This is a genomic window from Desulfobotulus sp. (genome assembly GCF_034006065.1).
GTDB lineage: Bacteria > Desulfobacterota > Desulfobacteria > Desulfobacterales > ASO4-4 > Desulfobotulus.
This window is the reverse complement of the sequence record NZ_JAVETM010000013.1, coordinates 70,223-82,774: the sequence shown is the minus strand read 5'-3', so window position 1 is coordinate 82,774 and position 12,552 is coordinate 70,223. Positions and strand designations below refer to the sequence as shown.

Below are 12,552 nucleotides of genomic sequence, written 5' to 3'. Positions count from 1 at the left end.
AAAGAGATTTCTGCCATTATTGATGCCATGAACAGCAACATCATGACCCTTGGGGAAGCCATTGCCGAGGTGCGCGGCGGCTCTGCGGACTGGGAAAGCATTCTGGAGCAAAGGGGGAGAGAAAGGGCCAGGGAGAAGGAAAAGGATCTGGTGGTGGAGAGGGGGAGGAAGGTTATGGGGAGGGGCGAGGAGGAGGAATAAGAGGCGCTATGATTTCCCACGATCACAATTTCAAGAACATCTTTCTCGATTTTCCCAAGGAATCCATTGCCTGTCTGCTGCCCGAAGACATGTCGCCCGCATTGTCGTCTGGATGTGGCTTCCTTTAAAAAAATTCTGAACAATGAGAAGGTGGAAATTCCCTGGGATAAGCTGGGGATGAACTGAAGGAGCGATAGGGCAGGGGGGGAGATCAGGACAAGTGACAGCGTTGTGTAATGGCGGAAGCTGCGGGATAAATCCCTGAGCAGGGGCATGAAATTGCAATCGCCACGCGAGTCTTGACATTCCTTCCTGGGCTGGGTATTGTTTTGAAGTGTGGTAAAAACCGCGCTTGGATTTACACTGCAAAGAGATACAAGGCATTGCCTCCTTGCTCTCCTTTAGTACGGGTTGAAACAATGGGGACTGGCAGCAAGCAAGATAAGAATATTTTGGATAGTAGTCGCTGAATAAGTAATAGATAAGTAATCTGGAAAAGAGCCTGCCAGAAAAGCTTTTGATTTTGATAGTATAGAAAACAATTCAAAAGCAGGTGGGCCCACCAGATCATAATAAAGCTTATTTTTATCTTTACAGGTGTTTCGTATTGAAAAGAGGCTTCATTTCCTTGTACAGGATCCTGGGTCATCACAGATGGATGGGCAGAGGTATCCACAGGACGGATTTCATGCTTCCTGTGGTGCTAAGACCGGAACGCATCCGGGGAGTAACTCTGGTACAGGGTAGAAAACATTAAAAAGAGGGCGGTGTGGGAAAATATCCTGCACCGCCCTTTTCTTTTCCAAGGAGGCCGGATGCCACTGAGAGTGGATGACTGTATGGGAATCATGGCGGAGATTGCACCGCCGGAGTATGCGGAATCCTGGGATCCTGTGGGGCTTCAGGTGGGCCACCCCCAGCAACCTGTCCGTCGTATGGGAGTGGCGCTGGACGCGACCTTTGAAGTGGTCTCTGAAGCGATTCAGGAGGGTGTGGATTTCCTTGTGGTGCATCATCCTCTCTTTTTTCGTCCTCTGAAAAATCTTGACCTTGGCGCGCCCGCAGGCCGTATCATCGGAGCGGCGGTACGGAACAGCCTGAGTATCTATGCTGCCCATACCAACCTGGACAGTGTTCCCGGGGGATTGAATGACGCGTTGTGCCAAAAGATCGGTCTGGCAAGGATTGAGCCTCTTACGGAGGGAAAAAAGCGTTCCCAGACTCTTTTGCATGTGGAAGTTCCTGCAAAAATGAAAGACCGGGTTCATCGGCTTTTCGAGGAGACGGATGGAGGTGTTGTGTGGTGGGCGTCCATGGACACGGAAGGCGTGATTGGTCGCGCGAGGCTTGCAACGGATCGCGTGAGGGGGATAAGGGCAAGGCTCCATGCTCTATGTCCCGAAGCCCGGGTGGATGGCATCCCTGCAGGTGAAATCCTTTCAGGCGCAGGCCTGGGAAGGGTGGGAGATTTGCCTGGCCCCCTTTGTCTAGAAGCCTTTGCGGAAAAAACAAAAAAAGACCTTGATCTTACCCATGTGCGCATGGTGGGGGATCCCATGAGGGCCGTGCGTCGTGTGGCTGTATGTACGGGAAGCGGAGCGGGGCTGATGTCTGATGCCCTGAAGGCTGGCGCGGATGTTCTTTTGACCGGGGATGTAAAATACCATGAAGCCATGGAAGTCCTGGATCAGGGTTTTTCCCTGGTGGATGCGGGGCATTTCGGAACGGAGTCCATGGTTGTGGATCTTCTGGTGGAGCGTCTGGCAGGAGCCCTGAAAGCAAGGGACATCCAGGGAGTCGGGATAGTTCCTTTTTCTTCCCGGAAAGACCCTTTTCTCACAGTCTAGGAACGGACCCGTATGGGTCCTGAAGATATGGCTTGTCTGCGGGAATGGGCTGCTCGCAGACAGTTTTTCGGCCATCGGCCTATTAGGATGATTCCTTATGAATCCAACGGTGAAGCATGAACTCGATATTCTGATCCGTCTTCAGGAGACGGAAACCCGGGCCCAGGAGTTACGGATAGCTATTCGGGATGTGACAGCGCGTCAGGGCGAGCTGGAGGCAACCCTTGACCGCGAGCGCCTGATCCTTGAAGAAAAGGAAGACTCCCTGGCAAAACTGAAGAAACAGTATGCAGGTTTTGAGGATGATCTCCGTCACAATGAGGAGCGCTTGAAGAAAAGCGAGCAGACCCTGAGGACCGTAACCAATAACCGGGACTATCAGGTGCTTCTCCGGGAAATGGATGATAATCGCAAGGTGAATGGTCGTATCCAGGAAGCCATGGTCGGACTGATTGATCAGATTACGGGCATGGAGTCAGCGCTGGCCGAGCTTCGGGAGAGGGTAAAGGCCGAAACTGCGCACGTGGAACAGCAAAAAGCCGAGTTGCTGGCTTCCTGTTCCCAGGAACGCGTGGCACTTGAAGCCCTGGAAGCAGAGCGTAAAGATCTGGGAGCTGGCGCATCGGCCCGTCTGCTTAAATTGTTTGACCAGGCCGTGCGTCTGGGCAACGGTGTGGGAGTTTCTTGTGTCAGTGGCACCATCTGTAAGGGCTGTTTTATGAGTCTGCCGCCCCAGTTTTGCATTGAGCTGCAAAGGTGTAACGCCATTAACCGATGCCCGCGCTGTAACCGTATTGTCTACTGGAATGGGGCGTAGCCAGGGGGTAAAAGGCGCGGAGCGATGGATCAGGATGAACGAGAGGTCGGAGCTTTCCCAGCGATATCTCTCTGAGTCTCTGACCCTAAGGCAGGATGCTTGTGGCATACATTCTGGACTTTTGGGTAAAAGCAACCTATGATGATCTGCGCAGACGGTGAGAGCAGGGCAGACGACCGCCGGGACAGAGATGTCCGGGAGGAAAGTCCGAACACCAGAGGGCAGGATGCTCCATAACGTGGAGTCGTGGCAACGCGAAGGCAAGTGCAACAGAGAGTAGACCGCCCTCTCTTTGGGAGAGGGTAAGGGTGAAAGGGTGCGGTAAGAGCGCACCAGTGTTCCGGGTGACCGGGGCAGCTGGGTAAACCCCATCCGGTGCAAGACCAAATAGGGAAGCGTAGGGTGGCCCGCTCTGCTTCCGGGTAGGTCGCTTGAGGCCGTCGGTAACGGCGGTCCTAGATGAATGGTCGTCACCCTTTTCCGGGTAACCGGACCGGGGAACAGAATTCGGCTTACGATCTGCTCTGACCGTTTGCAGCATAACCGCCAGTGATCCGTATCTGCGATCCTGGCGGTTGTTTTTACGGCTTCTGCCCCTTGATGATCCGTGCAAGGGGATCTCTTTTGGATGGCGTCCTCTGCCAAGTGTGGACCTTCGGTGTCCGTATCTGGAGTGGAACAGGACTGATGTCCATGGATAATCGGGGGAAACGTGGAAGAGCTTTGCTGCAAGATTACCTTTTCGGAAAAAGTGAAGATCTATTCAGAAGATTACCTGAGATGCTGTATCTATATCACGCGCTTTCTGGAGCCGCGTCATTACTTTACCAAACGCATGTATTCAAAACTGATTTCAACCTCTCACCTGCTGGAAGATTTTCTGGATTTTCATGGAGCCAAGAATAACCGGCTCTGGTATTTTTACAGAGAGCTTGCGGCAACGGTGAGGCATATTGGCCTGGGTTGCTATGCTCAGCAGCATATTCTGAACCGCCTGGATTTTTACGAACTGGGGGATGCCTTGACTTTCCGCAAGGAAGGGGAAGCCACTTTGGAATTTTTAAATGGCATCCTGGTCCGCATTGCACCTGTGATCCTCAAAGAGGCTGCGAAACTGCAGATTCCCTTGCCATCGGCCTCCTTTGAGCCCCAGGATTTTCCAGGCGTTATCACCTCCGAGATGCTGGAGCATAATATTGATGATGAGGAGGAGGCCCTTCCCTTTCAGAGTCACTACATTGTCAAGATTGCCAGCGAATTTCTCTCAACGGCAAAGGCGTTTGAGCATTTCGGATTCTATGAGCCGTATCCTTATGCGGAGATGTTGGAGCTCATTCCGGAAAAGGTCAATGAAGCGGAAATGCGGCGTTTTCAGGTTCTTCTTCACAACCTGCAATCTTCCTTTGATACATACGTCATCCATGGGGGCTATCGTTTCGGAAACCGGGAGCTGAAGCAGTTAAGGGCGCATTTTTCCGTTTCCTTCCACCTTCTTCAGATTGTGGGCCGCCTCTTGCACTATTATGAGCGCCATCTGAGGGTCAGGGGTTTTAAAGATACGTACAAGCGTGTCCAAGAGGTGCTTTGTGATTACGTGGATCCGGAAAGACTCTTAGACAGAACCGTAAATTATGCTCTCTATTATGTGAATCATTTTCTGAATTCGGGAACCCAGCTGGCCAAAGAGCTTCTCAATGCCCATGTGGAGCAAGGATGTATTACCGTGGGCATTCCTGTGAAGCTGGGTTTTCACAGCCGCCCTAGCCTCATGGTGGCAAAAATTGTGCAGCATTATGGCGGGAGGGTGGAGTTGTGTGTGGGGGATGCCCGGTTCGATGCTTCCAGCGTTCTGGATATCCAGTGGGCAGGGGGGAAAATTCAGAAGGAAGCTATCCAGGAGGTGCGTTTCAAAGGTGATGTGCGCGCCTTAAGGGACATACAGATCCTCGCCAGTGTGAATTATGGGGAGGACACCATGGGTAAGGGGATTCCCTTGCCCAAAGAATTGGCCTATCTGCGTTAATTTTTTTACGGAAAATATAGAAACAGGGCCGCTCTGCTGGTTGTAGAAACAGGGCTTTCCATCCATGCAGGGATTTTAGCGTGGCCTTGGCCTAATGCTTTTTGGCAAAGGCGGGGCGCAGGGAGGCGTATGGTGTCTGCGGTGGCGATTGTGGTGGCAGGGGGAAGTGGAACCCGGATGGGAGGGGATGTGCGCAAGCAGTATCTCTTTGTCGGGGACTTGCCTCTCATGGGGCACAGCCTCAGAACCCTGGACCAGAGTCCGGAGGTGGAAAGCCTTGTTCTTGTACTCCCTTTAGAGGATATGGATGATGTCCGGAATCGGATTCTGCCTGGCCTGGAGCTACAAAAACCCCTGACCCTGGCTCCGGGAGGACCTACGCGCCAAGCCTCCGTGGCTTCGGGACTGGCGGTTTCGGATGCAAACATTCCCTTTGTACTCATTCATGATGCCGTAAGGCCCTTTGTGGAAATCTGGCATATCCGGGAAGTGCTGGCCGCAGCCGCAGCCTTTGGTGCTGCAAGCTTGGCTGTGGATCTGGTGGACACACTCCGTAGACGGCTTCCTGGTGGGAAGTCCGAAGCCCTGAACCGCGAGCAGGTTATGGCTGTGCAGACTCCCCAGGCTTTCTGCGCCAAGCTTCTGCGACAGGCCCATGCCATGGCCCTTGCGAACATGTGGGAAGAGACCGATGATGCGGGATTGGTGGCGACCATGGGACATGCGGTAAAGTACATTCCGGGCAGCCGGATCAACATCAAACTCACAAAACCCGAAGATCGCGCCCTTGCCGAGGCCATTCTGACAGTAAAAAAAAGTGGGGCCAGGTTTGTGGAAGGGATGTTTTAGAAATTCGACAAATCTTCCATGGAAAACAAGCCCCTTTTAACGCTTTTTCGGATGGGATGGCGCAGATCCGTCGTGATGGATCTGTCCCTTGAATTTTTGTCTCCCGCGCTGGGGCAAGCTCCCCAGCGGAAACGGCATGGTGCCTGATTTTTTTTTCGGATGTGCTTTTAAGCCTTTGGCGCGGTTTTTACAGGTTCTTTTTTGGCTTCCTGCTGCACAGCCGCTTTTTTAAGCTCTTCTTCAAGTTTGAGAATCTGATTTTCCGCAGTCTTGAGGGCTTCCTGAATTTCCTTCAGTTTCGCATTTTCCTGTTCGCCCTTTTTTTCCTTCTTCTGCTCTTCTTCTTCCATTTTTCGTTTGATGGCATTGTATTGTTGCAGTAGGCGGTCATACTCGTTCTGAGGTACAAGGCCCATCAGCTTCCAGTATTCTTCAAGAGCTGTCTGCATCTGTTCTGTGGCCAGTGTGTACCATTCCATACCTGCCTTGCTGAGATCGGGAAAGGGGAAGGGCGTGGGCCAGAGACCCGAAGCCCCTTTCGCTTTCTGATCTTTGAGCCAATCCTGAAGGGGGTTGAAGGAAATGTGGGGAGGTAGAAAGGAGGATACGTCAAAACCGGGAAATTGAAACCAGCCCGAAGGCTTGTTGTCTCCAGCGCTCATGAAAGAATCCTTAAATAGGGTGTGGAGGCAAAGAAGAAAATCGCTTTGCCTGGCATTGGTGTCCGGGTGCGAAAAAATATGGCGATTTTCAAGGTGTGGATTTTCGTCATACCCGGAGCAAATTTGGGTCCAGTCCTGTATTTGCCTGAGGGGTTGAAGCGCTTTAAGTTGCCCAGAAGCTTTACTTTCCTGCGCATGCCGGGTTCCCTCCGGTTGGGGAGAGTGTAAGCGCAGGTGAAGGGGGATTCTGGTTGAATCAGACCCGGGGTAGCGAAATCGATCTAGGGGATCAGGGAAAGCATATAGGTTTCCAGTTGACGGAAAGAATTTTCCAGGGATTCCTGGATGTCTTTGCGGCCCTGGCGCAGGTTGCCCAACCAGTCCTCAACCATTTTTCTCGATTCTTCAGGCGTACTTTCCTGGAGAAAGAGAATTTCTGCGAGCTTTTCCATTTGCTCCTGTGCCATGTTGGATGCGGAAAGGAACTGATCAAAGGCGGTTTTATTATAGCCAAGCAGGGATTTGACGAAAGTTTTCTGGTCCATGGGAGCGGCCTTTCTGTTTTTTAAGATGCGACGTACAAGGAAAAGCCCATGCTGCCTGCACTTTCCCCATGCTCATGGGGAAGGTGCAGGACAGGCACAGGAACGGGGGAGGTCCTGTTTGTATGGATTTTTGCCTACTTGGCGGCTTTGCCAGCGGCTTTTTCTGTTTTTGCTGTGGATTCCACAATGAGGGATTCAAATTTTTTGAAGTTTTCGTCTACGGTTTTTTTGAAGTCTTCCTGCCCTTTTTTAAAGGCCAGCATCCACTCCTGAAGCATCTTCTGCCCTTCTTCGGGAATCATGTTGTTTTTGCTGAGAAAGGTCTCGGCCATTTTTTCTGTCTGATTCTGAACCATAACCATGGCATTGAAGGTATTGTCAAAGGCGGTTTTCTGAAATTCAATGATCTGCTGTGCGATTTTGGTGGGTTCAAGCGTTTTCATCTTGGGTCTCCTTGGTTGGTTGGGGTGGTGGCGTATCAAATTTGACTAAATATTGGGGAAACTCTTGGGCTTTGTCAAGGAAAAATATTGCGATGCAACAGGTTGTGACGGCGAGCTGTATGGAAGGGCTTTCCAGGGAATCCAGGGGGTCTTTGGGGAAAAGGCGATAAGATCAGGCGGTTTTGTGCGCAGATGCCCCATGGAAAGAATATGCCCGGCCTTGCCAAGAAAAGAGGGGTCTGATAAAGGCTATGCGATTCTGCCGGGAACCTCCATGCTGGGTGGGGTTTTTGGGTTCATCTATTCCAGGCTGAAAAAGCCTTCCGGGGGAGATTTATGATCCGCGTTGCCGTTGTCGGTGCCACTGGATATACAGGTGCGGAGTTGGTGCGTATTCTCAGTGTCCATCCGCATGTTGAGCTTACCATGATAACTTCCCGCCAATATGCGGGGCAGCCTTTTTCCGATGTATTTCCATCTTTTTTCCAGCGCCTGGACTGCAGACTGGAATCCTACGAACCCAAGAAAGTTGCCGATGTGGCCGATGTGGTTTTTACGGCTTTACCCCACAAGCTTCCCATGGCAATTGTACCGGAACTGCTTGGGGAGGGGTGTCGCGTGGTGGATCTTTCGGCGGATTTTCGTTTTTCCGATCCGGATCTTTACGAAAAGGCCTATGAACCCCATAAAGCCAGGGCCTTTTGTTCGGAGGCTGTGTACGGCTTAAGCGAGGTTTTTGCAGAAAAGATCGCCACAGCCCGTCTTGTAGGAAATCCGGGCTGCTATCCCACCTGCATCCTTTTGCCCCTGGTCCCTTTGGTGCAAAGGGGATGGGTGGATCTCTCCCATTTGATCTGCGATGCAAAATCCGGTGTGAGCGGCGCAGGTCGCAGCGTTTCCCTGGCAACCCATTATTGTGAGATCGCCCAGGGTTTTAAGGCGTATAAGGTGGGGATGCACCGGCATCGGCCGGAAATCACGGCCATACTGGAGGGGCTTGGCCAGGGCCGTCCCCAGCTTACCTTTGTTCCCCACCTGGTGCCTACCATCCGGGGGATGCTTGCGACAACCTATGTGCAGTTGTCCGAGCACAGGCAGGAGTCCGAAGTTCGTGCCTGCATCACAGAGGCCTATGCCCATCATTCCTTTGTGCGGGTGTTGCCTGAGGGACGTTTTCCTGATCTTGCCTTTGTACGGGGCACCAATTTCTGTGATATCGCCGTGCGCCTGGATCCTGAAACAGGCGTTTTGATCCTGATTTCCGCCATCGACAACCTGGTCAAGGGTGCGGCAGGGCAGGCGATACAGAATATGAATATCATGTGTGGTCTGGATGAACGTTCGGGACTGGAAGCTTTGCCCCCTGTGATTTGAAATGAAACGAGAAAAAGGGAAATAACATGCTTATCAAAACCATCGTGGTTGCGCTTTATTTCTTGGTGATCCTGTGGGCTGGGGTGGCGGGACTGCGCCGCACCCGCTCCTTTGCGGATTTTTTTCTGGGAGGTGGTAATATTGGCCCCTGGATGAGCGCTTTCACCTACGCGACCGCTTATTTTTCCGCGGTGCTTTTCATCGGGTTTGCGGGAAAGGTGGGCTGGGGATTCGGACTTTCCGGGGTCTGGATTGCCGTTGGGAATGCCTTTGTGGGGGTGTTGGCCGTCTGGCTGATCATGGGACGGGCCATCAAACGCATGTCCCTTCGTTACAACGTGCATACCATGGCGGAGTTTTTTGAAAAACGATACAATAGTCCGGGGTTGAAACTTTTTGCGGCTCTTGCCATTTTTGTATTTTTTATCCCCTATACCAGTGCGGTTTTCATGGGGCTTTCCTACCTTTTTCAGTCCAACTTCGGCATGGATTACAGCCTGGCTCTTGCCATCATGGGAAGTGTGACCGCCCTTTACATGATCCTCGGCGGGTATCGCTCCATGGCCCTTGTGGATGTCTTTTTCGGTATGATCATGGTTGGCGGTGTACTCACGCTTCTGGGATTCACCCTGTACAAGGGCGGGGGACTGAGCGTCATGGTGGCGGATCTCAGAGCCATTGATCCGGACCTTGCATCCGTCGTGGGCCCTCCTGGCTGGTGGCCGCTTTTCTGCCTTGTCTTTTTAACCAGTGTGGCACCCTTTGCCATGCCCCAACTGGTACAGAAATTTTACGCCATCCGGGATGAGCGTGCTATCCGCATCGGAACCGCAGCTTCGACGGTTTTCGCCATCCTGATCAGCGGGATTGCTTATTTCACAGGTGCAACCACGCGTCTTTTTTTGAGTCCTGAAAATACACCCGGAGCCTTTCGGGACGGCCTCCCGGTATTTGACGCCCTCATGCCCGAACTCCTTGCGAATGTGATTCCAGGCTCCCTCTCCGTTTTGATTCTGCTGCTTGTTCTTTCTGCATCCATGTCAACCCTCGCTGCGCTGGTGCTGATTTCAAGTTCTGCCATGATCAAGGATTTTTATGCAGGTTTTGTGCGTAAGGATGCTTCGGATCTGCAGCTTACCGTTTTGATGCGCTATGCTAGCTTTTTCTTTGTATTTTTATCCGTCCTTCTGGCCTACGCCCGTCCTTCTTCCATTGTGGTGGTGCTGGGCATATCCTGGGGTGCCATCGGATCAGCCTTTCTGGGCCCCTTTGTCTGGGGGCTCTTTTCTGAAAAGACCACACGCACGGCAGCACTGGTTTCGGCCTTTGGCGGGTTGGGCGTCTGCCTGATGCTGTATTTTGTAGGCATGAGTTCTCCGGAGGCAGGAACCATCGGCATGCTGACATCCCTGGGACTTCCCCCCCTTGTGAGCTGGGCTTCCATTTACCTTGCCAAGTTAGGACCTGTGAGGGAGTAGGAGCCGGGGTTTTGGGAAAGAGGATTTCATGAACCATGGGAAATGCTGAAAATGGATGCGCTATCTATAAGGAAGGAATCGGGATATGGGAGCACAGATTATTCGCGGAACAGATTTACGGGAAACCATTCTGGAGGAAGTGGCGGCGGAAACGGTGAAGTTAAAGGAGACCCATGGTCGACCCCCTGGTCTTGTGACCATTCTGGTGGGAGAAAACCCTGCTTCCCTTTCCTATGTTTCCCTGAAGATCCAGACCGCCCACAGGGTGGGGTTCAAGGAAGTGCAGGAAAACCTCCCTGCGGATGTTTCAGAGTCGGAGCTTCTTGCCCTCATTGCATCTTATAATCAGGATGAGACCATCGACGGTATTCTGGTGCAGCTTCCCCTGCCAGGGCATATGGATGAGTCCCGGGTGATTCATGCCATTGATCCCGCCAAGGACGTGGACGCCTTTCATCCTGTAAACGTGGGGCGCCTTATGTTGGAAGGGAGTCGTGCTCCTTTTCTGCCCTGCACACCTGCGGGCATTCAGGAGATGCTGGTCCGGGCCGGGGTTCCGGTGGCGGGAGCCGAGGTGGTTGTGGTGGGGCGTTCCAATATTGTGGGAAAACCCATTGCCAACCTGCTTTTGCAGAAGGGCAGGGCGGCCAATGCCACTGTCACCGTGGCGCATACGGGAACAAGGGATCTGGCCTCCCACTGCAGAAGGGCAGATATTCTGATTGTGGCCGCAGGCGTTCCCAATCTTGTGAAGCCCGAATGGATCAAACCCGGTGCCTGTGTCATTGATGTGGGTGTCAACCGGGTGGGGGAACGCATCAGCGAGAAGACGGGAAAAAGCGTGGCCATACTCCGGGGGGACGTGGATTATGATGCGGCCCTTGGGGTGGCTGGGTGGATTACCCCCGTTCCCGGCGGCGTGGGTCCCATGACCATCGCCATGCTGATGCGTAACACGCTGAAGGCCATGCAGCTCCGGGTTGCTGCTGAGGCAGGCACAGCCGACAGGCTTTAAAGCTTCTGAAGAATCCATGTCTTGACATCCTGTGATGCCGGGGATGCTGATCTTTTTCTGGTCGTCTGACCCGAAAACCCCCGACCTCTGGGCGGGACTTGTGTCTTGACAGTTTTTTTTCATATGGTAAAAAATAACAGTAATAAAATTTGATATTCGATCGCGCCGGTATGATAATCTTGTTTTATTTTAAAGCCATGGGACGTAAGCATGAATCAGAAAATGACCTTCTACATCATGAGTCATTCGGGAGCCAGGATTCGGGAACTTACGATTTCCAAGCACATGATTCGTCTGATGCTGCTTTTCCTATGTGGTTTGTTCCTGGCCTTCGTCTGGATGATTTATGACTACACGAGGCTTTTTGTTGCAGCATCTGAGCTGCCTGTACTGCACTCGGAACTCATGCAGAGTGAGGAGAATCTCGGGATTCAGAGACAGCAGATTCAGATTTTTGCCAAAGAGTTGAATCTGCTGAAAAGCCGGATCATGACCCTTTCTGAGTTTGAGCAGAAGATCCGGACCATTGCCAATCTGCAGACCCCCGAAGGGGGCGAAGGCATTTTTGGTTTGGGTGGACCCCAGGTCGAAGATCTGGATACGCGCCTGGAGCTGTCGGAAACCCATGCCAGCCTGATCCGTGAAATGCATGACCGTGTGGTACAGCTGGATACGGGATCCCTTGAGCGCATTGATGGCTTTGAGACACTTTTGAAATCCCTTGAAAACCAGCGCAACCTTTTGGCCGTAACGCCCGCTATCCGGCCTGCGGACGGCTGGGTGACTTCCAGATTTGGGTATCGGACCTCCCCTTTTACGGGAAAGAGGGAGTTTCACAGTGGATTGGATATCGCCAACCGCATCGGAACGGCGGTTGTGGCGACAGCGGATGGGGTGGTGAGTTTTGCCGGAGACCGTGGGGCCATCGGTCTGGTTGTGACTGTGGATCATGGCCATGGTCTTGTGACCCGTTACGGGCATTTGCATAAAGCGTTGGTCAAGGCAGGGCAAAAAGTGCGGCGTGGCGAGGTGATTGCCAAAATGGGAAACAGTGGCCGCAGTACGGGGCCCCATGTTCACTATGAGGTTCGGCTGAACGGTGTTCCTGTGAATCCCGGGCGCTATATTCTCGATTGACCTGCTTTTCTCATGCCCTTTTTGTTTTTTTTTTACGCTTGACGTGTCTGGATGGAGTGCCCTGTGGGGACCGTGACATAACTTTGTTTGCCTGAAGACGGGACCGGGTGGCGTGCTGTTGCCCCGGTTTTTTATTTTTTAAAGGGCCGCAGCGATCCGGG

The 12,552-nt window shown here is 52.5% G+C and carries 12 protein-coding genes and 1 other RNA gene; 10 read left to right on the top strand and 3 right to left on the bottom strand.

What is annotated here, in order from left to right; genetic code table 11:
• The 6 genes from RBR60_RS07150 to ispD form a co-directional block, all read left to right on the top strand.
• The coding region (locus tag RBR60_RS07150; RefSeq protein WP_320355206.1) for a hypothetical protein at window positions 1-201 on the top strand (201 nt) is incomplete at its 5' end.
• A gap of 815 nt (window positions 202-1,016) precedes the next feature.
• Window positions 1,017-2,048: a Nif3-like dinuclear metal center hexameric protein gene (locus RBR60_RS07145; RefSeq protein WP_320355205.1), complete on the top strand. Its 1,032-nt coding sequence runs from the start codon at window positions 1,017-1,019 to the stop codon at window positions 2,046-2,048.
• A 97-nt stretch (window positions 2,049-2,145) separates the two neighbouring features.
• The gene (locus RBR60_RS07140; RefSeq protein WP_320355204.1) at window positions 2,146-2,865 is read left to right on the top strand and encodes a zinc ribbon domain-containing protein; all 720 of its coding nucleotides are present in this window, start codon (window positions 2,146-2,148) and stop codon (window positions 2,863-2,865) included.
• Between the two features lie 160 nt (window positions 2,866-3,025).
• An RNA gene (gene rnpB / locus RBR60_RS07135) (RNase P RNA component class A) lies at window positions 3,026-3,395 on the top strand.
• A gap of 182 nt (window positions 3,396-3,577) precedes the next feature.
• The gene (locus RBR60_RS07130; RefSeq protein ID WP_320355203.1) at window positions 3,578-4,888 is read left to right on the top strand and encodes an HPr family phosphocarrier protein; all 1,311 of its coding nucleotides are present in this window, start codon (window positions 3,578-3,580) and stop codon (window positions 4,886-4,888) included.
• Window positions 4,889-5,017: 129 nt separating this feature from the next.
• Complete coding sequence (gene ispD, locus RBR60_RS07125) at window positions 5,018-5,737, top strand: 2-C-methyl-D-erythritol 4-phosphate cytidylyltransferase (RefSeq protein WP_320355202.1); 720 nt, start codon at window positions 5,018-5,020, stop codon at window positions 5,735-5,737.
• Window positions 5,738-5,904: 167 nt separating this feature from the next.
• On the opposite strand, the gene RBR60_RS07120 is transcribed toward ispD, so the two are convergent.
• From RBR60_RS07120 to RBR60_RS07110, 3 genes are all read right to left on the bottom strand, one after another.
• The gene (locus RBR60_RS07120; RefSeq protein WP_320355201.1) at window positions 5,905-6,399 is read right to left on the bottom strand and encodes a hypothetical protein; all 495 of its coding nucleotides are present in this window, start codon (window positions 6,397-6,399) and stop codon (window positions 5,905-5,907) included.
• A gap of 281 nt (window positions 6,400-6,680) precedes the next feature.
• Window positions 6,681-6,944, bottom strand: coding sequence for a hypothetical protein (locus RBR60_RS07115; protein WP_320355200.1), 264 nt, complete (start codon window positions 6,942-6,944; stop codon window positions 6,681-6,683).
• A 134-nt stretch (window positions 6,945-7,078) separates the two neighbouring features.
• Window positions 7,079-7,387: a hypothetical protein gene (locus RBR60_RS07110; RefSeq protein ID WP_320355199.1), complete on the bottom strand. Its 309-nt coding sequence runs from the start codon at window positions 7,385-7,387 to the stop codon at window positions 7,079-7,081.
• Between the two features lie 336 nt (window positions 7,388-7,723).
• On the opposite strand from RBR60_RS07110, the gene argC reads away from it, so the two are divergent.
• The 4 genes from argC to RBR60_RS07090 all read left to right on the top strand — a co-directional run bounded on the left by argC (window position 7,724) and on the right by RBR60_RS07090 (window position 12,391).
• Entirely contained in the window at window positions 7,724-8,761 is a 1,038-nt protein-coding gene (gene argC, locus RBR60_RS07105) for an N-acetyl-gamma-glutamyl-phosphate reductase (RefSeq protein ID WP_320355198.1), read from the top strand.
• A gap of 26 nt (window positions 8,762-8,787) precedes the next feature.
• Window positions 8,788-10,239: a sodium:solute symporter family transporter gene (locus RBR60_RS07100; RefSeq protein WP_320355197.1), complete on the top strand. Its 1,452-nt coding sequence runs from the start codon at window positions 8,788-8,790 to the stop codon at window positions 10,237-10,239.
• 85 nt (window positions 10,240-10,324) lie between these two features.
• Entirely contained in the window at window positions 10,325-11,254 is a 930-nt protein-coding gene (gene folD / locus RBR60_RS07095; RefSeq protein ID WP_320355196.1) for a bifunctional methylenetetrahydrofolate dehydrogenase/methenyltetrahydrofolate cyclohydrolase FolD, read from the top strand.
• A gap of 210 nt (window positions 11,255-11,464) precedes the next feature.
• A complete protein-coding gene (locus tag RBR60_RS07090; protein ID WP_320355195.1) occupies window positions 11,465-12,391 on the top strand; it encodes a M23 family metallopeptidase in 927 nt (308 codons plus the stop codon).
• Window positions 12,392-12,552: the final 161 nt, after the last annotated feature.